The 22,983-nt window shown below is 68.2% G+C and carries 21 protein-coding genes; 15 read left to right on the top strand and 6 right to left on the bottom strand.

What is annotated here, in order from left to right; all coding sequences use genetic code 11:
* Positions 1-27: 27 nt before the first annotated feature.
* From HXX10_RS10820 to HXX10_RS10810, 3 genes are all read right to left on the bottom strand, one after another.
* Complete coding sequence (locus tag HXX10_RS10820) at positions 28-1,317, bottom strand: hypothetical protein (protein WP_296522201.1); 1,290 nt, start codon at positions 1,315-1,317, stop codon at positions 28-30.
* Positions 1,318-1,865: 548 nt separating this feature from the next.
* The gene (locus HXX10_RS10815) at positions 1,866-4,217 is read right to left on the bottom strand and encodes a xanthine dehydrogenase family protein molybdopterin-binding subunit (protein WP_296522199.1); all 2,352 of its coding nucleotides are present in this window, start codon (positions 4,215-4,217) and stop codon (positions 1,866-1,868) included.
* Positions 4,218-4,435: 218 nt separating this feature from the next.
* Positions 4,436-5,242 (bottom strand): undecaprenyl-diphosphate phosphatase, encoded by an 807-nt coding sequence (locus tag HXX10_RS10810; RefSeq protein ID WP_296522197.1) that lies wholly within the window; start codon positions 5,240-5,242, stop codon positions 4,436-4,438.
* A gap of 388 nt (positions 5,243-5,630) precedes the next feature.
* On the opposite strand from HXX10_RS10810, the gene HXX10_RS10805 reads away from it, so the two are divergent.
* From HXX10_RS10805 to mepA, 4 genes are read left to right on the top strand one after another with little or no spacing between them, the layout of a single operon-like run.
* Complete coding sequence (locus tag HXX10_RS10805) at positions 5,631-6,323, top strand: glutathione S-transferase family protein (protein WP_296522316.1); 693 nt, start codon at positions 5,631-5,633, stop codon at positions 6,321-6,323.
* Positions 6,320-7,444: a tRNA epoxyqueuosine(34) reductase QueG gene (gene queG, locus HXX10_RS10800; RefSeq protein WP_296522195.1), complete on the top strand. Its 1,125-nt coding sequence runs from the start codon at positions 6,320-6,322 to the stop codon at positions 7,442-7,444. Before HXX10_RS10805 ends, queG begins: the two co-directional genes overlap by 4 nt.
* Positions 7,445-7,451: 7 nt before the next feature.
* A complete protein-coding gene (locus tag HXX10_RS10795) occupies positions 7,452-8,366 on the top strand; it encodes an NAD-dependent epimerase/dehydratase family protein (RefSeq protein WP_296522192.1) in 915 nt (304 codons plus the stop codon).
* A 10-nt stretch (positions 8,367-8,376) separates the two neighbouring features.
* Complete coding sequence (mepA, locus tag HXX10_RS10790; protein ID WP_296522191.1) at positions 8,377-9,300, top strand: penicillin-insensitive murein endopeptidase; 924 nt, start codon at positions 8,377-8,379, stop codon at positions 9,298-9,300.
* Between the two features lie 122 nt (positions 9,301-9,422).
* Here the strand turns inward: mepA and scpB are convergent, their stop codons facing one another.
* Positions 9,423-10,202, bottom strand: coding sequence for a methylmalonyl-CoA decarboxylase (gene scpB, locus HXX10_RS10785; RefSeq protein ID WP_296522190.1), 780 nt, complete (start codon positions 10,200-10,202; stop codon positions 9,423-9,425).
* Positions 10,203-10,273: 71 nt separating this feature from the next.
* Positions 10,274-12,085 carry a GGDEF domain-containing protein gene (locus HXX10_RS10780; protein ID WP_296522189.1) on the bottom strand — a complete coding sequence of 604 codons (1,812 nt, stop codon included), beginning with the start codon at positions 12,083-12,085 and terminating at the stop codon, positions 10,274-10,276.
* A gap of 168 nt (positions 12,086-12,253) precedes the next feature.
* Between HXX10_RS10780 and ruvC the strand changes: the two genes are divergently transcribed.
* The 6 genes from ruvC to ybgC all read left to right on the top strand — a co-directional run bounded on the left by ruvC (position 12,254) and on the right by ybgC (position 16,958).
* On the top strand, positions 12,254-12,775 hold the full coding sequence (ruvC, locus tag HXX10_RS10775; protein WP_296522188.1) for a crossover junction endodeoxyribonuclease RuvC: 522 nt from the start codon (positions 12,254-12,256) through the stop codon (positions 12,773-12,775).
* A gap of 231 nt (positions 12,776-13,006) precedes the next feature.
* Complete coding sequence (ruvA, locus tag HXX10_RS10770; RefSeq protein ID WP_296522187.1) at positions 13,007-13,624, top strand: Holliday junction branch migration protein RuvA; 618 nt, start codon at positions 13,007-13,009, stop codon at positions 13,622-13,624.
* Entirely contained in the window at positions 13,624-14,064 is a 441-nt protein-coding gene (locus HXX10_RS10765; RefSeq protein WP_296522315.1) for a cytidine deaminase, read from the top strand. The genes ruvA and HXX10_RS10765 overlap by 1 nt, the downstream gene beginning before the upstream one ends.
* Before the next feature lie 223 nt (positions 14,065-14,287).
* Entirely contained in the window at positions 14,288-15,334 is a 1,047-nt protein-coding gene (gene ruvB, locus HXX10_RS10760; protein WP_296522186.1) for a Holliday junction branch migration DNA helicase RuvB, read from the top strand.
* A gap of 146 nt (positions 15,335-15,480) precedes the next feature.
* A complete protein-coding gene (locus HXX10_RS10755) occupies positions 15,481-16,350 on the top strand; it encodes a DUF6869 domain-containing protein (RefSeq protein WP_296522185.1) in 870 nt (289 codons plus the stop codon).
* A gap of 134 nt (positions 16,351-16,484) precedes the next feature.
* The gene (ybgC, locus tag HXX10_RS10750; RefSeq protein WP_296522184.1) at positions 16,485-16,958 is read left to right on the top strand and encodes a tol-pal system-associated acyl-CoA thioesterase; all 474 of its coding nucleotides are present in this window, start codon (positions 16,485-16,487) and stop codon (positions 16,956-16,958) included.
* Positions 16,959-17,203: 245 nt separating this feature from the next.
* Here ybgC and HXX10_RS10745 read toward each other — a convergent pair whose 3' ends face one another.
* The gene (locus tag HXX10_RS10745; protein ID WP_296522183.1) at positions 17,204-19,084 is read right to left on the bottom strand and encodes a hypothetical protein; all 1,881 of its coding nucleotides are present in this window, start codon (positions 19,082-19,084) and stop codon (positions 17,204-17,206) included.
* Between the two features lie 295 nt (positions 19,085-19,379).
* Between HXX10_RS10745 and HXX10_RS10740 the strand changes: the two genes are divergently transcribed.
* The 5 genes from HXX10_RS10740 to HXX10_RS10720 all read left to right on the top strand — a co-directional run bounded on the left by HXX10_RS10740 (position 19,380) and on the right by HXX10_RS10720 (position 22,965).
* Positions 19,380-20,057 (top strand): TetR/AcrR family transcriptional regulator, encoded by a 678-nt coding sequence (locus HXX10_RS10740; protein WP_296522182.1) that lies wholly within the window; start codon positions 19,380-19,382, stop codon positions 20,055-20,057.
* A 345-nt stretch (positions 20,058-20,402) separates the two neighbouring features.
* Entirely contained in the window at positions 20,403-20,816 is a 414-nt protein-coding gene (locus HXX10_RS10735) for a DUF2852 domain-containing protein (protein WP_296522181.1), read from the top strand.
* A 458-nt stretch (positions 20,817-21,274) separates the two neighbouring features.
* Positions 21,275-21,970, top strand: a complete 696-nt coding sequence (gene tolQ / locus HXX10_RS10730; protein WP_296522180.1) for a protein TolQ — start codon at positions 21,275-21,277, stop codon at positions 21,968-21,970.
* Between the two features lie 126 nt (positions 21,971-22,096).
* Complete coding sequence (gene tolR / locus HXX10_RS10725; RefSeq protein WP_296522179.1) at positions 22,097-22,540, top strand: protein TolR; 444 nt, start codon at positions 22,097-22,099, stop codon at positions 22,538-22,540.
* Positions 22,537-22,965 (top strand): hypothetical protein, encoded by a 429-nt coding sequence (locus HXX10_RS10720; protein WP_296522178.1) that lies wholly within the window; start codon positions 22,537-22,539, stop codon positions 22,963-22,965. Before tolR ends, HXX10_RS10720 begins: the two co-directional genes overlap by 4 nt.
* Positions 22,966-22,983: the final 18 nt, after the last annotated feature.

Here is a 22,983-nt window from a genome sequence, read left to right as displayed (position 1 = left end):
TCGTGGGCGCGCGCGAAAAACCGCGTCTCACCCTTTTGCGGGCAAAGAGACACCACGAAGAGGTATTTGGTGATTATATGCCTGCCAAATAATTGTTTGCTCTGGACACACGTTTTCTTCTGCAAACGTTTCGATCAACTCGGGGGTCAGACCGTCTTGACCTGCAAGATCCCAAAGGAGGTCCTTTGGGGCTAGCAACTCTGCCGCAAATGCTCGGCTCGCTTGCTGATCTATGGTTGTTGCGGTGGTAACCGCTGCTGTATCGCCTTCCGCGGCTTTCCAAGCCAAATAAGAGGCCCGGCATAGTCTGGAACGACGCAATCTAGCGGAAGTCATTGGAAGGGCGATTCTCATTTTCCCATTATTTCGGTCAACTATTCCCTCTAATGCGTTCGTGTGATTGCCACCAACCGTCGCGCTATCCGCGCGCACCGCCGTGCCAAATATGCTGTCGACTACGCGCCGAGGTTTGTCGCCTTCAAGGTTTAATTTCTTGCGCGCCGTTCTTGCGGCTTCATAGCCCTGTTCCCAAATCCTCATCTGCGGGTTTTTTTCGGGAAAAGCACCGAAATGCGAGACGTCTAAACTTGGGACAATATCGAAGTGACGCGTCCCCTCTCGAGCCCAGTCTGTCGCCGCTTGTAGTTCTGGTAATGTTGCGGCCTCGCAAATATCCGAAAAGAGTCGACCAGAGAGTCCGTTTGCTAATGCGGAAATGTCCTCCGCATCTGGGTCGTACGGGTCCACCCCCAGTCGCCCAGCGGCCTCGCAATACTGCCGCTCTTCGTCATCTCCAAATGATTTCAGTACACGATTCCACAATTCGGATAATTCACAGCTTGCAGGTCCACTCGGCGCACGTTCGATCACCGCCTGGATCAACTCGAACAAGTTTTCCTCGACTTCGCGCCTCTGCAGATGGGTGAAGGAGGATCCGGTGGGCAGAAATTCTAACCTTGAGTGCTGAAGACTAACGTTTGGATGCTCAATAGTCACTGTATCGGCTCCCCCAGACCAAAGTGCCACAGCCGGGAAACAAAAGCCGTTCATGTAGCAATCAAGTGAATGCCGAAGTCCGGAACTGTCCTCATAATCATCGGATTTTCGAGGTTCGTATAGTAATGTCCACCAGTTCTTAATAATTGCTAAGGCTAGTGGAAAGATCACAACGTTTACAGAGTCGCGCACCATTTCAGTAACGCGATCGTAAGATCGCGTAATGACTCGACCATTTAAGTCGATCTTGAGTGCGCCGAACAACTTCGCGTCAATCTCTTCGTCGAAGTCGCCGTTTAGCCATTTCCAATGTAATGTCATAGAATCTATTTAACCAGGAGGGGGAGATGGCGTGCTTGTCTGTTAGTCAGAGGATATGCCTTGTATCCATTTACAGGACTCGATAGTCGCTTGGCCTCGTACACAATACTTTTGTCATCTGGATCTCGCACCCAGACGCGGGCCGGAAGAGATGCTGGATCCGCGTCTGGACTTACCTGACCGAGGTGGATCCCTTTACGTAAAAGCTCCGTCGCAGATTCTATCTGCATTCGCGCCCATTTTCTTGGACAAAGAGTGCAGTCTGGATTGTCGATCTGTTCGCCATGGGCGATTTCGATTCGAACAGATCCCTGTCGTGGTTTTGGCACGACACCGAACGCGGGGACGTCTTTATGGTGGCTGCTTCCAACATATTTCGCGCGGGCCGCTAAATTTTCAAGTTCAGTCGCGGTCATCCGTTCTGTGGCGGGTGTCACCTTCTTCGGAGTAGGTCTTGGCCTTCTCATGGTCAAGTCTCGCAAGGGCAGCCATACATGGCGGTCCTAAGGTTGTGTTGTGTTTGAGTGGCATCACGATTGCATTCTTTACTATCCAGCCGTCATCGCCAAGCCCTTGCACGCCGCCCACACCTTCTCGGGGCTGGCCGGCATGTCCATCGTGTAACCCGCCGGACCCGGGATCGCGTCGGCGATGGCGTTCATCACGGCGGCGAGCGAGCCGGTGGTGCCGGCCTCGCCGACGCCCTTGACGCCGAGCGGATTCGTCGTCGCGGGCGTGTTCTCTTCCGATGCGGCCACCGGCGGCATGTCGTGGGCGCGCGGCATCGCATAGTCCTGGAACGAGCCGGTGACGAGCTGCCCCGAGTCGATGTCGTAGACGGCGTGCTCCATCAGGGCCTGGCCGAGCCCCTGCGCCAGCGCGCCGTGGAGCTGGCCCTCGACCAGCGTGTGGTCGAGCACATTGCCGCAGTCGTCGACCGCCGTGTAGCGCACGATCTCGACCGCGCCGGTCGAAGGATCGATCTCCACCTCGGCGATGTGGCAGCCGTTCGGAAAGTTTTGCGGCGTGTCGGTGACGACCTTGGTGTCGAGGTCGTCCTCGATCTCGCCCTTGGCCTTGCGCGCCTTGGCGGTCTCGGCAAGCCCGAACAGGGTGACGCGCCGGTCCGTGCCGGCAATCGAAAAAGTGCCGTCGGCGTAGACGATGTCGGCCTCGGCCGTCTCCAGCGCATCGGCGGCGAGCCTCTTGCCCTTCTCCAGCAGCACCTCGACGGCCCGCACCAGTGCGGCGCCCGCGGTCGTGGTGGTGCGCGAGGCGACGCTCGCATTGCTCACCACCCCGGTCGCACTGTCGCCCTGCACGAACCGGATTTTTTCACGCGGAATCGCCAGCCGCTCGGCGAGGACGCGCGGGAACACCGTGGCGTGGCCCTGGCCGGTCGCCTGGGCGCCGAGCGCCAGCACGATCGTCCCGTCGCCCGGGAAAGACAGCCCGGCGCCTTCGGTCGGCGCGCCGCCGGCATGCTCCAGCATGCAGGACAGGCCGATGCCGCGCCGCTTGCCGCGTTTCTGCGCCTCGCGTTTTCGCGCTTTGGCGCCCGAAAAGTCGGCGAGCGCCAGCGCCTTCTCCAGCACGGCCGGGAAGTTGCCGCTGTCGTAGACGGCGCCGACCGCGGTGCGATGCGGGATCGCCGCCGCCGGGATCAGGTTGCGCCGGCGGATCTCGTCCGGCGCGAGGCCGGTGAGGCGTGCCGCCTCGTCGACCAGCCGCTCGATCAGGTAGTTCGCCTCCGGCCGGCCGGCGCCGCGATAGGGCGCCGTCGGGGTCGTGTGGGTGAAGGCGCAGCGCACGACGATGTCGATCCTCGGGATCGCATACATGCCGGGGACGCAGCGGCTGAAATTGATGGTGGCGAGGCGGGCGCCGAACTGGCCCACATAGGCGCCGAGATTGACCAGCGTGCGCAGCCGCAGCGCCGTGAAGCGGCCCTTCCGGTCGACCGCGAGCTCGCCCTCGAGGATCGAGTCGCGGGCATGCGCGTCGGTGAGGAATGCCTCCGAGCGGGTCGACATCCAGTGCACGGGACGCCCCACCAGCCGCGCCGCGACCAGCAGCGCCGGATACTCCGGATAGGGCGAGCTCTTCATGCCGAAGGCGCCGCCGACGTCCTCGGTGATCACCCGCACGCGGCTCTTGTCGACGCTCATGATGCGGGCGACATGGTCGCGCAGCGCGATGGCGCTCTGCGAGCAGGCGCGCAGCGTGTAGCTGTCGGTGGCCGGATCATACGACCCGGTGGCGCCGCGCGGCTCCATGCTGGCGACCATGATGCGCTGGTTGACGTGGCACACCCGCGCCACATGGGCGGCCGCGGCGATGGCCGCGTCGACGGCGGCCGGGTCGCCGCCCTCGGCGGGCGTCGGGACCTGCCAGTCGAGCGCCAGATTGCCGGGCGCCTCCGGCCACAGCAACGGCGCGTCGGGCAGCACGGCGCGCTGCACGTCGACGACCGGCGTGCGCTCCGCATAGGAGACCTCGACCAGATCCGCCGCGTCCTGAGCCGCGAGCGCCGTCGCCGCCACCACCAGCGCCACCGGCTCGCCGGCATGCATGACGGTCTCGGCCAACACAGGCCGGTGCGGCACCACGAGCGGCGTGCCGTCGCGGCCGTTGGTCGGCGGATGCCAGGCGACGCTGGCGAGCCCGGCCTTCGCCATGTCGGCGGCCGTGAGCACGGCGAGCACGCCCGGCACGGCGAGCGCCGCCGCGGCGTCGATCGCCGTCACCCGGGCATGGGCGTGCGGCGAGCGCACGAACACGCCATGGGCCTGGTCGGCGGCGGCCGCGTCGGCGACGAAGCGGCCTTCGCCACGCAACAGCGGCGCGTCCTCGACCCGGTACCGTTGTGCGATGGCGGCCGTTGCCGTCGTGTCGTCCATGGGGTTTCCTCGGCCGGCTTTTTTTCCGTCACCCGCCGCTGCCGGAAGCGGACGGAAGCGCGATCCTAGAGCCCTTTCCGCTGACCTCGACCCATTCTCCGCTCATTCCCGCGAACGCGGGGATCCAGGAGTCACACGTCGAGCCGCCCCTGGGTCCCCGCTGTCGCGGGGACGAACGGAAATCGGGTCCGATTAATTCATCATCACAGAAAGTCGCGCTACCCGAGCAGCGCCAGCCCGATCAGGCCGAGCGTGCCGACGGCGACGCGCCACCACACGAACAGGCCGAAGCCGTGGCGGGCGACGAAGCCGAGAAACGTCTTCACCACGATCCAGCCGAACACGAACGAGGCGACGAAGCCGACCGCGACCAGGATCATGTTGTTGGTGCTCATCTGGCCGCCGTTCTTGTAGAGGTCGTAGGCGAAGGCGCCGACCATGGTCGGCATCGCCAGCCAGAACGAAAACTCGGCGGCCGAGCGGCGATCGGCGCCGAGCAGCATGGCGCCCACGATGGTGGCGCCGGCGCGCGACACGCCCGGGATCATCGATATGCACTGGATCAGGCCGATGCCGAGGCACATTCCCACCGGAAACTCGGTCGCCTCGTCGTAGCGCGGCTTGAGGTCGAGCTGGTCGACGACATACAGCACGGCGCCGCCGGCGATCAGCGAGAAGCAGATGATCCACGGATTGAACAGCACCGACTTGATGAAGCCGTGGGCGATCGCCCCGACGATCGCGGCCGGCAGGAAGGCGACCAGCACGCAGATGACGAAGCGCCGGGCATACTCGTCGGTGAACATGTGGGTGGCGAGCAGCAGCAGCTTGCGGAAATAGATCGACAGCAGCGCCGCGATGGCGCCGAGCTGGATCAGCACCGCGAAGGTCTTGCCGAAATCCTCGTCGTCGAAGCCGAAGAAGTGCTCGATCAGCAGGAGGTGTCCGGTCGAGGACACCGGGAGGTATTCGGTCAGCCCCTCGACGAAGCCGAGGAAGGCGGCCTTGAACAGATCGAGCAGCATGCACGGCTCCGGGACACGGGCGGGACGGACGAGCGCCGCGAACGGCTGCGCGCTTTTCGCAGATACGGGGGCTGGCCGGCAAGGGCCGCGGTCACCATGGGCCGGCTTTCGGGCACGGCCGGGGCGGCGGGAACTTGGCCCCGCCCGGATTTCACCGCATTGGCGGGCGAACACTCGGCTCAGCGTCGGACCGGTCCGGTCGCCGTCCCGCGGGCCGGCGGCCTGGACCATTTGTGATGGGTTTCGTCAGGCGCCCGACTCTGGATTTGTTCCTCGGGACTTGCCGGCGCGCCGTGCGGACGGCAAGGTCGTCCCTGGTGCGGCCGGGCGATCCGGAAGTCCTCCGGGGGCCCGCCGCCGTTTTCTTGTGTGGCTATCGCAACCCATGATGTCGACGCTGTTCCACCAGCCGCTTTGCCCGCAGTCCCGGTTCGTCCGCGTCGCGCTCGGCGAATACGGCGTGATCCCGCATCTGGCCGACGAAAAGCCGTGGGAGCGCCGCCAGGAGTTTCTGGTGCTCAACCCGGCCGCCACAACCCCGGTGCTGGTCGAGGAGGGGCGCCCGCCGATCACCCATCCGGCCATGATCGCCGAATATCTCGACGAGACCCGCGGCGGCGATCTCGGCGAGCACCGGCTGCTGCCGCAGGAGATGACGGCCCGCATCGAGGTGCGGCGCCTCACCATGTGGTTCCTCGAAAAGTTCCACGCCGAGGTGAGCGGCCCGCTGGTCACCGAGCGGGTGTTCAAGCGTCACATGACCGTGAAGCAGGGCGGCGGCTCGCCCGACATCGACGCCATTCGTGCGGCGCTCTCCAACATCCGCTATCATCTGGCCTATATCGGCTGGCTGGTGCGCACCCGCGATTGGCTGGCCGGCCCGCGCATGACCTATGCGGACATCGCGGCGGCCGCGCATCTCTCGTCGGTCGACTATCTGGGCGACGTGCCGTGGAACGAGGACGAATCGGCCAAGACCTGGTACGCACGGGTGAAGTCGCGCCCGTCATTCCGGCCATTGCTGGTCGAGATGCATGCCGGGATCGCGCCGTCCAAGACCTACGCCGACCTCGATTTTTGACCGACTCGTCGGCTCTCCTGACAGCCCTGCGCGCCGAGGCCCGAAAGCTCGGCTTCGATGCCGTCGCGATCGCGGCGCCGGACGGGATCGGCGAGGCCGGCGCGCGCTTCGAGCAATTCCTGGCCGATGGCTTTCACGGCGACATGGACTGGCTCGCCGACCGGCCGGAGCGGCGGAAAAGCCCGCGCAGCTTGTGGCCGGAGGTTCGCGCCGTGGTGATGCTCGGCGTCAATTACGGCCCCGACCACGACCCGCGCACCCTGCAGGCTCGGCCCGATCGCGGTGCGATTTCAGTCTATGCGCAGGGCGACGACTACCACGAGGTGATCAAGCCGCGCCTGAAGGCGCTGGCGCGCTGGCTGATCGGTGCCGCCAGTGGCGACGCCAAGGTGTTCGTCGACACCGCCGCCGTGATGGAGAAGCCACTCGCGGCCGCGGCCGGCCTCGGCTGGCAGGGCCGGCACACCAATCTCGTCTCGCGCGACTTCGGCTCCTGGCTGTTCCTCGGCGCGCTGTTCACCACGCTGCCGCTGCCGCCGGACCAGCCTGCCGCCGATCGCTGCGGCTCCTGCCGGGCCTGCCTCGACGCCTGCCCCACGGCAGCGTTCGTCGCTCCGTACCGGCTCGATGCGCGGCGGTGTATCTCTTATCTCACCATCGAGCACAGGGGTCCGATCCCGCGCGAGCTGCGGCCCCTGATCGGCAACCGCATCTATGGCTGCGACGACTGCCTCGCCGCCTGCCCGTGGAACAAGTTTGCGCAGGCCGGCCGCGAGGCGAAGCTTTTTGCACGCGAGGAGCTGAGGGCAACCGCGCTCCGCGATCTGGCGGAACTCGACGACGCGGCGTTCCGAAATCTGTTCCGCAAGACCGCGATCAAGCGCACCGGGCGCGACCGGTTCGTCCGCAACGTCATGGTCGCGATCGGCAACAGCCGCGATGCCTCGCTGGCCGAAGCGGCGCGAGCGCGGCTCGCCGATGCCTCGCCGCTGGTGCGCGGCGCCGCCGTGTGGGCTCTGGCGCGGCTACTGCCGCCCCAAAAATTCGCCGCGCTCGCTGCCCGGCATCGCGACGACGAGACCGACCCGCAGGTGCGGGACGAATGGACGACTGCAACGTGAGAACGACATGAGCACGCTGATCTGCTTCGGCTTCGGATATTGCGCGCAGGATTACGTGGTGGAGTTCGGCGCCCGCTTCGACCGTATCGTCGGAACGACCCGCACGGCGGAGAGCGCCGCCGACCACGCCGCGCGCCACTATGGCGGCCGCGAGGTCGAGATGCTGGTGTTCGACGGCAGCGCGCCGTCGGCGGACCTGATCGACGCGGTGCGCGAGGCCGAGGCGTTGCTGATCTCGACGCCGCCGTCCGAGCAGGGCGACCCCGTGCTCCTCGCGCTCGGCGACGAGATCGGAAAGGCGGTCGCCCTGAAGAGCGTGGTGCTGCTGTCGACGCTCGGCGTCTATGGCGACCATGGCGGCGCCTGGATCGACGAGACCGCCGAATTGAAACCGATCAATCCGCGCAGTCGCGAACGGGTCGAGGCCGAGGCCGCCTGGACCGCGCTCGGCGCCCGCACCGGCGTGCCGGTGGCGGTGCTGCGGCTCGCCGGCATCTACGGGCCGGGCCAGAACGCCATCGTCAATCTGGAGCGCGGGCGCGCCTGGCGCATCGTCAAGCCGGGCCAGGTGTTCAACCGCATCCATGTCGCCGATATCGCCCAGGCGATCGAGGCGGCTTTTGCCAAGCGCGCCGGCGGCGCCTTCAACCTCGCCGACGACGAGCCGACCGCGCCGGGCGACCCGATCGTCTTCGCCGCCGCGCTTTTGGGCCGCGAGCCGCCGCCCGAATGGCCGTTCGAGGAGGCCGTGAAGTCGCTGCCCCCGATGGCGGCGAGCTTTTATACCGAATGCAAGCGCGCCAGGAACGACAAGCTCAAGGGCGAGCTCGGCGTGACCTTGCGCTACCCGACCTATCGGGAGGGGCTGCAAGCCGCCTTCGCGGCGCGGTCGCACGTTCCGCCGGCGGCGGCGATCGGCTAGATTCGCCGGCATGACGCCGAATCGCCTCGCCCTCACGCTCGCTCTCCTGCTCGGGCTCGCCGCTTCGGCGACGGCGCAGGACCGCGGCACCGTCGATCCGAAGCCGCTGCCGCCGCTGGCCAATCCGGACGATCCCAAAACGCCGGCCAAGCAGCTCTTCGGCCGCAAGCCGACGCCGGCCACCATGGAGGCGCGCGCGATCGGCTTCTATTCCAAGGGCTGCCTCGCCGGCGGCATCGCGCTCCCCGTCAACGGGTCGGCTTGGCAGGTGATGCGGCTCTCCCGCAACCGCAACTGGGGCCACCCGGAGCTGGTCGCGATGCTGGAGAAGCTGGCGGTCGACGCCAGGAAGGTCGGCTGGCCGGGCCTGCTGGTCGGCGACATGTCGCAGCCGCGTGGCGGCCCGATGCTGACCGGCCATGCCAGCCACCAGGTCGGGCTCGACGCCGACATCTGGCTCACCCCGATGCCGGACCGAGAGCTGACCCGCCGCGAGCGCGAGGAGACGTCGGCCACCATGGTGGTCGCGCCCGACCGCAAGGACGTCGATCCGGCGGTGTGGACGCCTGGCCATCTCGGCGTGATCCGCACGGCGGCGAAACGGCCGGAGGTCGAGCGCATCTTCGTCAATGCCGCGATCAAGAAGGCGCTGTGCCGCGAGGCCGGCAGCGACCGCGGCTGGCTCGAGAAGGTCCGCCCCTATTGGGGGCACGACTACCATTTCCACGTCCGCATCGTCTGCCCGGCCGGCGAGGCCGGCTGCACGCCGCAGCCGCCGGTGCCGCCCGGCGACGGTTGCGGCAAGGAGCTCGACTGGTGGTTCCAGGCCTCGGTGCTGCACCCGCCGCCGCCCAAGGAGCCGCCGAAGCCGCGCGCCGGCCCGACCATGGCCGACCTGCCGCCGGCCTGCCGCACGGTGCTGCAGGCGCCGTAAATCCCGACGCTGTAGGGTGGGTCAGCGCGCCAGCGCGTAACCCACCATTCAATGCATGACGTGGTTCCGATCGGTGGGTACGGCGCGTTCTGCGCCTTTGCGCACCCGACAGCCTGCAAAGCTCACTTCCCTTCGAATACCGGCTTGCGCTTCTCCTTGAAGGCACGCAGCCCCTCCGAGTAGTCGCTGCTGTCGTAGACGACGCGGCGCAGGCCCTGCAGGCGCTCGAAGCCTTCCGGGCTGACCGGATGGGCACCTTCCAGAATGCGGAGCTGCTCCTTCATCACCGACACGGCGAGCGGCGCGTTGGCGGCGATGTCGCGGGCGATGCCGTACGTGACGGTCTCCAGCTCCTCGATCGGCACGATGTGGTTGACCATGCCGAGATCGAAGGCGCGGGCCGCGTCGACCGGCTTCGCCGTGAACGCCATCTCGCGGACCGTGCAGGCGGGCGCCGCGTTGAGGAAGGTGAGCATGCCGGAAATGTTGTAGGGCACGCTCAGCTTGGCCGGCGTGATGGCGAAGCTGGCGGTCGGGGCGATCACGATGATGTCGCAGGCGAGCACCACCTCGCAGGCGCCGCCCCACACGCCGCCCTCCACCATGGCGATCACCGGGATCGGAAACCGGGCGATCTCGCGTACCAGATGGCGCACCGGGTCGTCCCAGCCGAGCGGGTCGCGATGGCCCTCGGGCAGCTCGTCGATGTTGAAGCCCGCCGACCACACTTTCACGCCGGGCTCGGCCCGGAGCACCACGGCCCGCACGTGGTCGTCCCGGAATCCCGCGAGCGCCGCGCAGAGCTCGTCGATCAGCACGCTCGACAGCGCGTTGCGCTTGGCCGCGTGGTCGAGCACGATGGTGCCGATCCAGCCGTCACGTTCCGTCCTGATCAGCGCCATGGTCGATACCCCCGCGATTGGTTTCCCGGGGAGTAACCGATTCGCCGGCGCGACGGCAGGGGCGATCGTGCTCAGGCCGTGAAAGCGCGCCAGGCGACCCCGGTCGGCTCGTGCTTGGCCTGCGACTTCGCCTGCGCCATGGCGGCGTGGATCTTGTCGAGATCGCTGGTCACGGTGCCGGGCGGCAGCTCCAGCACGGCGACGCTGCAGCGGAGCAGGTCGAAGCGCCGGCTGCGGCCGTCACGGTCGCGCCCGGTGGTGAAGCCGAGCCGCTGGTCCTCGGCGCCGTAGAGCTTTCGCGCCTCGCGGCGGAACTCGTCGAGAAGCTGGGTCAGGATGGGGCGCAGCTCCTCGGGTGCGCGGTTGCGGAAGCCGGCGAAGAAGTCGTCGCCGCCGACATGGCCGAGCAGCGTGCCGGGGCCGCCGAGCGAGCGCCGCATCAGGGTTGCGAACAGCGAGATGGCACGGTCTCCGTGCGGAAAGCCGTAGCGGTCGTTGAACGGCTTGAAGTCGTCGAAATCGAAGTAGCAGAAATGGCGCAGCGCATCGCCGTCGAGGGCGTTGACGGCGACGAAATCGGTGATCGAGAGATTGCCGGGCAGCTCGGTGAGCGGATTCTGGTCCTGCGCCTGCTGGATCTTCTTGTCGTTGATCACCGACAGGAGCGCCGCCGTCGACAGCACGCCGATGTATTTGAGGTTCTCGGTGACGATCACGCCGTCGCTGCTGCGCGCATTGGCGAACACCTCGAGGATGTGCTCGGCATCGGTGGCGATGTCGACGATCGGGCAGGCGGTGACGAAGGAGGAGACGCGGCGCTGATAGGCGCGGTTGTTGAGGAGGTCGCGCCCGAACGGCATGTAGATGTATTGCTTGAGGTCGCGCTCGTGGAGGATGCCGCGCGGCTCGCCGGCGTCGTCGACGACGGGGAAGAAGCTCTCCTGCGGGGCGCGGCGGAACAGGTCGAACACGGTCGGCAGCTCGGCGTCGATCGCCACCGTCGGCAGGGCCGCCATCTGGTTGCGGATCAACAGCTCGTCGGTCTTGCGGTCGCGCCGGTGCTTGGCCCGCGCCGTGACGACATGCGGATAGGTGCCGAGAATTTCCGACATCTCGCAGGTCGGGCGGGCGACGAAATAGCCCTGCACGAGGTCGCAGCCGGCCTCCCGGCAGGCCAGGTACTCGGCCTCGGTCTCCACCCCCTCGGCGATCACCCTGATGCCGAGCACATGGGCGAGGTTGGAGATGGTGGTGACGAGCAGCCGCTTGCGCTGGCTCTGCGCCATGCCGCGGATGAAGTGGCCGTCGATCTTGATGTAGTCGATGCCGTAGTCGCAGAGCAGCTTGAGCTCGGAGACCCCGAGCCCGAAATCGTCGATGGCGAGCCGGCCGCCCATGGTGCGCAGCGTGCCGACCACCGCCCCGAAGGTCGGCTCGGCATCGTTGTCGTAGCGCTCGGACAGCTCGAAGCACAGGGTCGAGGCGGGGATCTGCTTGCTCTCCAGCACCTTGGCGACGGCGCCGAGGATCAGATGGCCGGAGCTCAGGGTGCGGCCGTCGACATTGATGAACAGCTTCTTGCCGGCGGCGTCGGGCAGGCTGGCGAACTTGGCGATGGCGCGGGCGTGCAGCATCTGCTCGAGCGCAACCAGAACGTCCGCCTCGGCGGCGTGGTCGAGGAGCGCGATCGGCGACTCGAGGCCGAGGCGGTCGAAGCCGCGCATCAGCGCCTCGTAGCCGTACACGTATCCGGTGTTGATCTCGACGATGGGCTGCAGCGCGTAGTCGACAACCAGCTTGGCGAGCGAAACGATATGGTCACGCGCAATACGCGGAAGGGCCGGAGCGGCCACCGCCGCAGCGGCTTGAACGGACACGGACATGGAACTCCTCACGCGAGCCGGCCCGGCCCGGTCATCCTCCGGCGGCTCCGGATGGAAGACTAGCCGCGGTGGTAATCTCCCATGTGACAGTTCCGTAAAGGCTGTTGGTTCGGTTTACGCGGGGTTTACGCCCTGGTCGCGCCGGGCCGCGGCGGGTAAGACTGCCGCATGCGCGCCGCGATTCGAATTCTGGGGATCGACCCCGGGCTCCGCCGCACCGGCTGGGGCGTCATCGACGTGGAAGGCAACCGCCTCGTCTTCGTCGGCTGTGGCTCGGTCGCGACCGACGATCGCGGGTCCATGGGGGAGCGGCTGGTGACCATCCATGCCGGGCTCAGCCGGGTGATCGAGGATTTTGCCCCGGCCGAGGCCGCCGTCGAGGCCACCTTCATCAACAAGGACGCCTCGGCTTCCCTGAAGCTCGGCCAGGCGCGCGGCGTCGCCCTCCTGGTGCCGGCCCAGGCCGGTCTGCCGGTCGCCGAATACGCCCCCAACCAGATCAAGAAGACCATTGTCGGGGCCGGGCACGGCGAGAAGGCTCAGATCCGCATGATGATCGCCGTGCTGCTGCCCAAGGCGAGTCCCGACACCCACGACGCCGCCGATGCCCTCGCCATCGCCATCTGCCACGCCCACCACCGCCAGAGCGCGGTGGCCCGCGCGGCCCTGCTGAAGGCGGCCGGCGCATGATTCGGACATGAGGCATATGCCGGGCCAGCTTTCCTGTCACACCATCGGTTCGTGCTTGGACGAGCGGCGGCCGCACTCCGCTCCCTCCCCCCTTGTGGGGGAGGGGTGGGGAGGGGGGTGGCCGCTTGCTCGGACGTGTGGGGCTTACCCCCCTCCCTGTCCCTCCCCCACAAGGGGGGAGGGAACCCCGAGAGCGGGCGTATCCGCCATCGGGCGGCCGGAACCTTCGGCATGATCGGCAAGCTCAAGGGCGTCATCGACTCCTACGGCGAGGACTCGGTGATCCTCGACGTGCACGGGGTCGGCTATCTGGTGCACTGCTCGGCCCGCACCCTGCAGGCGCTGCCGGCGGCGGGCGAGCTTGCCACCCTGTCGATCGAGACCCATGTGCGGGAGGACCAGATCCGCCTGTTCGGCTTCCTCTCCGACGTCGAGCGCGAATGGTTCCGCCTCTTGCAGACCGTCCAGGGGGTCGGCACCAAGGTGGCACTGGCGGTGCTCTCGACGCTGGCGCCGGCCGACCTCGCCACGGCGGTGGCGATGCGCGACAAGGCCATGGTGGCACGCACGCCCGGCGTCGGCCCAAAAGTCGCCGAGCGAATCGTCACCGAGCTGAAGGACAAGGCGCCGGCCTATGCCTCGATCGATCCGGCGGTGGCGACGCTCTCCGGCGCGCTGGAGGACAAGCGGGCGCCGCAGCCGGTCGCCGACGCGGTGTCGGCGCTGGTCAATCTCGGCTACGGCCAGCCGCAGGCCGCCGCCGCCATCGCGGCCGCGGTCCGCAGCGCCGGCGAGGGCGCCGACACGGCCAAGCTGATCCGGATCGGGCTGAAGGAGCTGTCCAAGTGATGGATGCGAGAGCGACGGAGCTGACGGTGGCCGACCGCGCCCTGATCGCGGCCGCCGCCGAGGCGATCAAGCGGCGCTACCGCAACGACTGGCAGGAGGTCGGGGCGGCGCTGCGCAGCCGCTCGGGCCAGATCGTCACCGGGGTCAATCTCGACGCCTATCTGGGCCGCATGGCCGTGTGCGCCGAGGCGGTGGCGCTGGGCAAGCTGGTCACCGATCTGGGCGAGACCGGCATCGACACCATCGTGGCGGTGCGCCACCCCAGGCCACACGAGGCCGACCAGACGATCCGGGTGGTGTCGCCCTGCGGGAGCTGCCGCGAGCTGATCTGCGACTACGATCCCGACGCTCATGTCATCATCATGGGCGAGACCGGCCCCGTCGTGGTGCCGATCGGCGCGCTCCTGCCCAACAAATACAATCGTGGGACGGAGACGTGAGGACGGCCTTACTCTCACGGCTCGCGCGGACTGGCGAAAGCATGATGCGGGGACCATGGAATGCAGCCTGCTCCCTCCCCCCTTGTGGGGGAGGGACAGGGAGGGGGGTTATGAGCTTGCTCCGGCATTCGTGGCGTACCCCCCTCCCTGTCCCTCCCCCACAAGGGGGGAGGGACCGCAAGAGGCGCCGGCGCGGTACGACCCAAAGCGGGGGGAATCGGGCATGACCACCCCGCCCCGCCGCCTGGTGCAGCCCGAGCGCCGCGAGGAAGACCTCGCGGAGACGACGCTGCGGCCGCAGAAGCTCGCCGAGTTCGTCGGCCAGGAGCAGGCGCGCAAGAACCTGGCGATCTTCATCGCGGCGGCGAGTGCCCGCAAGGAGGCGCTCGACCATGTGCTGTTCGTCGGCCCGCCAGGCCTGGGCAAGACGACGCTGGCCCAGATCGTCGCCCGCGAGCTCGGCGTCGGCTTCCGCTCCACCTCGGGGCCGGTGATCGCCAAGGCGGGCGACCTCGCCGCCTTGCTGACCAATCTCGAAGAGCGCGACGTGCTGTTCATCGACGAGATCCACCGGCTCAACCCGGCCGTGGAAGAGATCCTCTATCCGGCCATGGAGGACTTCCAGCTCGACCTGATCATCGGCGAGGGGCCGGCGGCACGCTCGGTGAAGATCGACCTGTCGAAGTTCACGCTGGTCGGCGCGACGACGCGGGCCGGCCTGTTGACCAATCCGCTGCGCGACCGCTTCGGCATCCCGGTGCGGCTCAACTTCTACACCGAGGCCGAGCTCGAGCTGATCGTCAGCCGCGGCGCCCGGGTGCTCGGCGTGCCGATGACCCAGGACGGCGCCAACGAGATCGCGCAGCGCGCCCGTGGCACGCCCCGCATTGCCAACCGGCTGCTGCGCCGCGTGCGCGACTTCGCCCATGCCGAGGAGGCGAGCACGGTCGACCGCGCCGTCGCCGACCGCGCCCTGCTGGCGCTGGAGGTCGACGCCAGCGGGCTCGACGCCATGGATCGGCGCTATCTGTCGGTGATCGCGCTCAACTACGGCGGCGGCCCGGTGGGGATCGAGACCATGGCGGCGGCGCTCTCCGAGCCGCGCGACGCGCTGGAGGAGATCATCGAGCCGTTCCTGATCCAGTGCGGGTTCATTCAACGGACTCCGCGCGGAAGACTGCTCACCGGCCATGCCTTCCGCCATCTCGGCCTCGCCGAGCCCAGCCGCGACCCCGGCCAGTTCGGCCTGTTTCCCGGCGCGGAGGAGTGAGGCCGGGCCGCCGGGTTGGCCCCAAGGCCCTGATCGCCCGGGAAAATTTGATTCAAATCGAACCCTGTCGAACCCCTTTCCGGCGGGCTGCGACTAACCCCTGACGGGAAGGCGCCACCAGTGCGCCGACGGACAGGGGTGGTGTCATGAGCTTCATCGACGACGCCAAGCACTGGGCCACCATGCCGGTGCCGGGACCGGGTCGCACGGCGGCGCAGGACGACCTCTACGAGGCCATGTCGGTTGCCGATCTCGCGGCGCTGTGGTGCCGCCTGCAGACCCTCGGGCTCAAGGACCAGACCGAGGAGTTTTGGGGCGCCACGCTGTATTTCGACCATCTGCCGCATGACGCGCCCGACCGAGCCCTCGACATGGCGCTGCACGTGCTGGCCTCCGACGCCGACAAGCGCGTCAAGATGCAGCTCGGCGAAAAGTTCATGAGCGCGCTGGTCTACAACCACGCCGGCCGGCTGATCGACCGCATCGAGGCGGAGGCGGCCGGCAATGCCCGGCTGCGCTGGCTGCTCGGCGCCATCCACTGGTGGGCCCCGAGCCGCGACCTGAAGGCCCGGCTCGCCCGTATCGCCGACGAGGGGGCCTGGCGGGCCGACGAGGCGGCGCGCGACACGCCCGGCATGCGGATCGACTTTTCGGCGCTGCCGCTGCCCGACCTCGCCCGCGCCTTCGTCGAGCAGCACGGCAAGCCCGAGAAGGACCGCGACGCCAACTGGCATGCGCTCGCCGAGTTCGAGCGCCAGCTTCTGGACCAGAATCCGGACCGCGCCATCGACCTGGTGCTCGCCGTGCTCGAGATCGAGACCGACGCGAACCTGCTGGCGCTGCTCGCCGCCGGCCTCCTGGAGAACGCCATCGGGCCCGACACCATCGTCCGCATCGAGCGCGAGGCCGTCGCCGACCAACGCTTCCGCAGCCTGCTCGGCGGCGTCTGGTATCACAACGAGTCCGACGAGCTGCGGGCCCGCCTCGACGCCATCGTCAAGGAGGCGCGGGCCTAGGTTCGCACCGATCGCTCGACGGGCGCCGCGCCGCGCGGGCCCGAGCCGGACCCGACATTGTCGCCTTCATTCCGAGCGTCTAAACCGAACCGGACGGCGCCGCCGCGTGGCGCTGCAGGGACGGATTTTTGGGCATGAGCGACAGCCTGACGGCGGGCCTCGACGGCGCGATCCGCGACGGCCGCCACGTGATGGTGGTGCGGGTCTATTACGAGGACACGGATTTCTCCGGCGTCGTCTACTACGCCAACTATCTGCGCTTCATGGAGCGCGGGCGGACCAACTATCTGCGCCTGCTCGGCGCCGATCAGCGCGCGCTGTTTGAGGAGACGGCCCGCGAGGCGCCCGGCTTCGCCTTCGTGGTGCGCTCGCTCCAGGTCGACTACCTGAAGCCCGCCCGCATGGACGACGTCATTGTCATCACCACCGTGCCCGTGGAGGTGAAGGGCGCCTCGATCATGCTGAAGCAGACGGTGTCGCGCGAAAACGTCGTGCTGGTCGAGGCGACCGTCAAGGTCGCCTTCGTCTCCGGCGGTCGCGCCCGGCCGATCCCCAAGGCCCTGCGGCTCGCCATGAGGGCCGACCAGGAGGGCGGGGCGGGGGCTTGATACGGGCCTGGGTGTTCAGCTCGGTCCAGGACAATCGACGTCGGCGTCCGGGGCTCCCCCCACCCCCGACCCCTCCCCGCCGCTTCGCGGGGGGAGGGGAGCCGCAGCGCCTCGCTCCCCTCCCCCCGCTCGCGCAGCGAGTGGCGGGGAGGGGTCGGGGGTGGGGGGAAGCAGCCGAACTGATCAGCCGGAACGCGCATGATCCAGAACCCGCGACCGGGTATTCCGGCCCCGCCGGGCCGGCTTCAGCGCGGCGGCGTGATCTCGATGTCGATCCGCATGCGCTCGAGGATTTTCGGGCCGAGCGCGTCGAAGTCCGCCATCTTGACGACCTGGCCGGGACGCGGCGACGCCTTGACGACGATCTTGCCCGGCCGGCGGATGAACGCCGCGAGCTTGTCGAGCGCGGCGGGCGATACGGCGGTGCCGAACGCCTCGGCCGCCTGGGCCCGGATCTCGGTGGCCAGACGGTCGCGGACCGCCTGCGGGGTGGCGCCCGAGGACTTGGCGAGATCGGCAAAGAAGCGTTCCGCAAAGCCGAGATCGGCGATCGTGATCTCGATCCCGCCGAGCTTCGCCTGGCCCTCCAGGATCTCGTCGGCGTGGTCCGGGTCGGCCAGCGCGGCCGTGAGGTCGACGCCGTCGAGCCGCACCGCGGTGTCGACGCGGCCGGCCTCGTCGATGGCCAGGAAGGTGTTGTCCAGCACCAGCGCCTTGTCGGCCGGCAGCCAGCGCAGCCGCGCATTGAGGTCGCCGCGCAGCACCTTGTAGCCGAGCTTGGCGAGCTGCTCGCGTCCGTCCGGCGTGTCGCCCGGAACGACCGGGACGGCCAGCCGCGAGACAGCGAGCGCGAGCCGCTCCGGAAGCCGGCCGGGCCGGTCGAGCTCGATGTCGAAGCCGCCCAGCGTCACCGGGCCGTCCGGCAGCACGGCGTCGAAGCCGGCGAGCCGGAGGGCGCCGATATGCGGCAGCAGGTCGAGGATCTTGCTCGGGTCGATCTCGGGGTCTTTCCCCGACTCCGCCGTGTCGAGGCCGAGATCCAGCAGAGCGCCGAAGCTCGCCTTCTCGATCGCCAGGCGGCCGAGCCGGACCGGGCCGTCCGGCGTTTTGAAATCGATGCCCTTGATCTCGAACAGGTCGAAGCCGCTCGGCACGATGCCGGCGAGGCTCACGCCGGCGACCTTCAGGTCGACATCGGGTCCGGTCGCGACGATGTCCCGGAAGGCGACGGTCTCCACCCGCAGGCCGCGCAGCAGGCCGCGGTACCACCGCACGAGCTTGGCGACGACCGCCTGATCGGGCTGCTCGCCGGCCTGCAGGCGTGCGGCCAGCACGCTCAGGTCGGCCGGCATCGGCTCGGCCGGCACCGCCAGCGTGACGGCGCCGATCTCGTAGGCGCCGAGACGAACCGTCGCGGTGGGGACGGTGATCTCCATGCCCTCGATCGAGGCGGACGTCATCACGCGCTTCGCGGTGCCGTCGCCGCCGCCGGCGAGCACCCGGAACCCCTCGCCGAGATCGAGATCCTGATAGCGGACCGCGCCGGTCTTCATCCGCACCGGCTGCTTCGGATCGGGCGCCGAGGTCAGAGCGATGGAGGTCAGGCGCGCCGTGCCGATGACGCCGCGGGCGAGCCGGGTCAGCACGAAGCCGCTCAGCACCTGCTCGCTGTTCAGCGCCTTGTCCGTGACCGTGATGGTCTCGATTGTCGCCTGGTCGGCGGCGATCTCGCGGAACAGGTCGGCCCACGGCCGTGTCGCCGCCGCGCCTTCGGTGAGGGCGCGGTAGAGCTCTTCGGGAATCCGGACCTCGTCGAGGGTGACGCGCGGGATCGTCCAGGTCTGCGACGCGACCGTCGCCGTGACGTTCTCGATGGCGAGGCGGTTGGCGACGACGGTGCCGCCCTCCCGGGTGAAGCCGGCGAAGGCGGCGCGGCCGATGACCATCGACGTGCCATCCTTGCCGCCGAGGCTGATATCCTTGACCTCGATATTGCCGGCCCGCATCCGCGCCACGGCCGAGCCGGCATCGCGAACCGCGTCGCCGAGACCTTGCGCATCGGCGCCGGTCCCCGCGAGGGCGAGGCCGAGCGCCACGGCCAGGGCCTGCCAAAAGGTCGTTCTCATCGAGGAATCCTCGTTCGATCTCGGCAATTCGAGTCGGGTGATTGCGGTCGCGTCTCTGCGTCGCAGAGTCTCGGTTGTAGAATCGTGGTCCCAAAGTCGGCGTTGCAGACTAAGCGCCGCCGCCGACGGCTGTCGAATGCGGAATCGATCGCCGGCGTGTCGGTTGGGGAGTCCGGCACGGCGCGGGGTTCGATCCGTCGGCGCCGCGCACGCGCGCTCCCGCCCACCGCCCGCGCCGCTATCGACGCCGCCCGCCCCCTCATGTAAGCCTCCTTCACATGAGCGGGTCGAAGGCATGAGCTGGTCCAAATCCGATCGCGACGGAACCGATCGCGAAGGAGCCGGGCGCGACGGCCCGCGCGGCTATCACCATGGCAACCTGAAGGAAGCGCTCATCCGCGCGGCACTGGAGCTGATCGCCCAGAAGGGCCCGGCCGGCTTCACGTTCGCCGAGGCGGCGCGCTGGGCCGGCGTCAGCCCGGCCGCGCCCTACCGGCATTTTCGCGATCGCGACGAGCTGATGGCCGACGTGGCGCGGCGCGGCTTCGAGGTCTTCGAGCAGACCCTGGCGCGCGCCTGGGACAGTGGCCGGCCCAATCCCGGCGTCGCCATGGACCGGCTCGGCAAGGCGTATCTGGCGTTTGCCCGCAGCGAGCCCGCCTACTACTCGGCGATGTTCGAGGCCGGCGTGCCGCCCGACACCAATCCGGAGTTGCGCGCCGCCGGCGACCGCGCGTTCGCGGTGCTGCGTCATGCCGCCGAGGCGCTGACGGCGACGCTGCCGGCGGGCTCGCGCCCACCCGCCTTGATGATGGCGCTGCACATCTGGTCGATGGCGCACGGCATCGCGGCGCTGTTCGGCCGGGGCGACAACGCCCGCCGCTCGCTGCCGATGACCCCCGAGGAGCTGCTGGAGGCCGGCATGCTGGTCTACCTCCAGGGCCTCGGCCTGCGTACCGCCGGGCCGGGGTGAAACCTGTAGGGTGCAATGAGCGACAGCGAATTGCACAGGAGAGATGCGGAATTGGCTGGGCAATTCGGCGGCTGCATTCAGTGCCTTTTCGGCGCAATTCGCTATCGCTCATTGCGCCCTACGCGACACGGCACGGCGGCCGCGCAAAGAGTCCTGGCCCCCTCCCTTGCAGCGCCGTTTTAGCGGGGCCACCTCATTTCCTGTGACTCCTGGATCGGCGTGCTGCTGGCGCCTTCGTGAACAAATCGGCGCCCTCCGATCCCGCCCGCCGCTTGACAAGCCCAGGCCCCGGCCGTATCTATGTAAATGTAATTAACATTCACCATGAGGACCCGCGAGGCCCCGATGCCCTTCGTAGCGAAACTCGACGATCTCGGTTCAGGCGCCTGGATCGCACTGACCATCCTGGGATTCGTGTTCTGGTGGCCGGTCGGCCTGGCGCTGCTCGCCTTCACCTTCTGGAGCGGACGAATGATGTGCTGGAACAACCGCGGCATGTCGCGGTGGCAGGGCAAGATGGAACGCATGCGCGACCGCATGGAGAGCCGGGGCGGCGACTGGTTCGGCGCCCCGTCGAGCGGCAACCGCGCCTTCGACGAGTACCGCACCGAGACGCTGCGGCGGCTCGAGGACGAGCAGCGCGAGTTCAAGGACTTCCTGCAGCGCCTGCGGATGGCCAAGGACAAGGCCGAGTTCGACCAGTTCATGAACGAGCGCCGCGGCCACTCCTCGGCCGACGTCGCCCAGCCGCAGGGCTGATGCGTTCAGGCTGAGACGCTGCCGGCTGCGGACAGCCGACGACATCGGGCCGCCGCTCCCGCGAGGGGGCGGCGGCCTCGTCGTTGTCGCGGCCCGGATACGCCCACCCGGCCAGTCGTTTCGCCGCCGCGCGGCATCGGCGACAAGGATGTCGAGCGTATCGGCGGCGCCTTCGGCCGTAACCCGACCGCGTCCCTCTCTAGAACCTGCCCAATCTTCGCTGCGTTTACCGAGCATTAACCGCGTGCGCGTCGTACTGGCCGGCGGGACGGCGGTGCGGTGCCCTCTTTTGGTCACGTTTCACCCGGATTCGGACGTCCGGGAATGGGGTTGGCTCGCATCCAGGCCCGTATGGACAGGGTCGGCAGGAGCACGGTCGCGCTCCGGCCGGCATCGCCGTTCGGCGGCCGGCATCCGGCGTCGCCCCGCCGCCGAGCTGGAGAGCGTTGGACAAAGCGATGATTCCTGAAGCACCGGGCGTGTCTGCCGATCTGTCGATCTTCACGCTGTTCTGGCAGGCCCACTGGGTCGTCAAGCTGGTGATGACCGGGCTGCTCGCCTGCTCCGTGTGGGTCTGGGCGATCGCCATCGACAAGTTCCTGCTGCTGCACCGCACCCGCACGGCGATGAACCGCTTCGAGCAGGCGTTCTGGTCCGGCCAGTCGCTGGAGGAACTCTATCGCTCGCTCGCCCAGCGGCCCAACCACTCCATGGCGGCTCTGTTCGTCGCCGCCATGCGGGAGTGGAAACGCAGCTTCGAGGGGTCGACCCGCTCCTTCGCGGGGCTGCAGATGCGCATCGACAAGGTGATGGACGTCACCATCTCGCGCGAGGTGGAGCGGCTGGAGCGCCGCCTCCTGGTGCTGGCGACGGTCGGCTCGGCGAGCCCCTTCGTCGGCCTGTTCGGCACCGTCTGGGGCATCATGAACTCGTTCCAGTCGATCGCCGCGTCCAAGAACACGTCATTGGCCGTGGTGGCGCCCGGCATCGCCGAGGCCTTGTTCGCCACCGCAATCGGGCTCGTGGCTGCCATACCGGCGACCATTTTCTACAATAAGTTCTCCTCCGAGGTGAACAAGCAGGCCTCGCGGCTGGAGGGCTTCGCCGACGAGTTTTCCGCGATCCTGTCGCGGCAGATCGACGAGCGGGCCTGAGGCGCCGCCGCCGGGCGGGCGACCGTTCGGTGTGACAAGGCGCTGAAAGAACGGTGGTTTTCTGGCGTCGCCCGGGACGGGGATGGTTGATCCGGGCGGTCGTCTTGGCACGGGGACGGGTACGGGATGGGGATGATGCAGGCCGGAGGCGCGAGCAGGCGCCGGGGCCGCCGCAACGAAGTGATGAGCGCCATCAACGTCACCCCGATGGTCGACGTGATGCTCGTCCTGTTGATCATCTTCATGGTCTCGGCGCCGCTCCTGACCGTCGGCGTGCCGATCGACTTGCCGCAGAGCCAGGCCAAGAGCCTCGACCAGGACAAGGAGCCCCTGACCATCTCGGTCGACACCCAGGGCAAGGTCTTCCTGCAGAACAGCGAGATTCCGATCGAAGAGCTGGTCGCCAAGCTGACCGCGGTGACGTCGGCGCGCGGCGGCATGGACGAGCGCATCTATGTGCGCGGCGACCGCAAGGTCGACTACGGCACCGTGATGCGGGTGATGGGGCGCCTCTCGGCGGCCGGCTTCAAGCGGGTCGCCCTGGTCACAGAGGTCGAGCAGGGACAGTGACGCGGTTGCGCAAGGCGCTGACCATATCGGCGATCGGCCACGCCACCCTGCTCCTGTGGGGCGTGGTGACGTTCGTGGTGAAGCCGCTCGAGGCCAACCCGGCCGAGTCGCTGCCCGTCGACGTCATCTCGGCCAGCGAGTTCTCGCAGATCACCGCCGGCATCAAGACGGCCAAGAAGGTCGAGACGCCCAAGCCGCTGGTCGAGAAGGTCGGCGAGGCGAAGCCGGTCGAGGAATTGACCCCGAAGGTCGAGAAGAAGCCCGAGGTCCAGATGGCCTCGGCCGAGCCGATGCCGATCCCCGAGCCGAAGAAGCCCGATCCCAAGCCCGACAAGGCCAAGGCCGAGCCCGAGAAGAAGGTCGAGCCGCAGGCGGCCAAGCCCGCCGAGGCGCCGCCGCCCGACCCGATCGCCGAAGCTATGTAGAAGGCCGATTACTTAAAG

Source organism: Rhodoplanes sp., from assembly GCF_013377085.1.
In the GTDB taxonomy this organism is placed as follows: Bacteria; Pseudomonadota; Alphaproteobacteria; order Rhizobiales; family Xanthobacteraceae; genus Rhodoplanes.
This window is presented reverse-complemented; position numbering and strand designations above follow the sequence as displayed.

Bases quoted from the DNA above. Each gene is read 5' to 3' on its own strand.
- HXX10_RS10820 (WP_296522201.1), bottom strand. From the start codon at position 1,317: ATGACATTACATTGGAAATGGCTAAACGGCGACTTCGACGAAGAGATT.
- HXX10_RS10815 (WP_296522199.1), bottom strand. From the start codon at position 4,217: ATGGACGACACGACGGCAACGGCCGCCATCGCACAACGGTACCGGGTC.
- HXX10_RS10805 (WP_296522316.1), top strand. From the start codon at position 5,631: ATGTCGACGCTGTTCCACCAGCCGCTTTGCCCGCAGTCCCGGTTCGTC.
- mepA (WP_296522191.1), top strand. From the start codon at position 8,377: ATGACGCCGAATCGCCTCGCCCTCACGCTCGCTCTCCTGCTCGGGCTC.
- ruvB (WP_296522186.1), top strand. From the start codon at position 14,288: ATGACCACCCCGCCCCGCCGCCTGGTGCAGCCCGAGCGCCGCGAGGAA.
- ybgC (WP_296522184.1), top strand. From the start codon at position 16,485: ATGAGCGACAGCCTGACGGCGGGCCTCGACGGCGCGATCCGCGACGGC.
- HXX10_RS10740 (WP_296522182.1), top strand. From the start codon at position 19,380: ATGAGCTGGTCCAAATCCGATCGCGACGGAACCGATCGCGAAGGAGCC.
- HXX10_RS10755 (WP_296522185.1), top strand. From the start codon at position 15,481: ATGAGCTTCATCGACGACGCCAAGCACTGGGCCACCATGCCGGTGCCG.
- HXX10_RS10765 (WP_296522315.1), top strand. From the start codon at position 13,624: ATGGATGCGAGAGCGACGGAGCTGACGGTGGCCGACCGCGCCCTGATC.
- HXX10_RS10795 (WP_296522192.1), top strand. From the start codon at position 7,452: ATGAGCACGCTGATCTGCTTCGGCTTCGGATATTGCGCGCAGGATTAC.
- tolR (WP_296522179.1), top strand. From the start codon at position 22,097: ATGGGGATGATGCAGGCCGGAGGCGCGAGCAGGCGCCGGGGCCGCCGC.
- tolQ (WP_296522180.1), top strand. From the start codon at position 21,275: ATGATTCCTGAAGCACCGGGCGTGTCTGCCGATCTGTCGATCTTCACG.
- HXX10_RS10810 (WP_296522197.1), bottom strand. From the start codon at position 5,242: ATGCTGCTCGATCTGTTCAAGGCCGCCTTCCTCGGCTTCGTCGAGGGG.
- ruvC (WP_296522188.1), top strand. From the start codon at position 12,254: ATGCGCGCCGCGATTCGAATTCTGGGGATCGACCCCGGGCTCCGCCGC.
- HXX10_RS10745 (WP_296522183.1), bottom strand. From the start codon at position 19,084: ATGAGAACGACCTTTTGGCAGGCCCTGGCCGTGGCGCTCGGCCTCGCC.
- HXX10_RS10735 (WP_296522181.1), top strand. From the start codon at position 20,403: ATGCCCTTCGTAGCGAAACTCGACGATCTCGGTTCAGGCGCCTGGATC.
- HXX10_RS10780 (WP_296522189.1), bottom strand. From the start codon at position 12,085: ATGTCCGTGTCCGTTCAAGCCGCTGCGGCGGTGGCCGCTCCGGCCCTT.
- scpB (WP_296522190.1), bottom strand. From the start codon at position 10,202: ATGGCGCTGATCAGGACGGAACGTGACGGCTGGATCGGCACCATCGTG.
- ruvA (WP_296522187.1), top strand. From the start codon at position 13,007: ATGATCGGCAAGCTCAAGGGCGTCATCGACTCCTACGGCGAGGACTCG.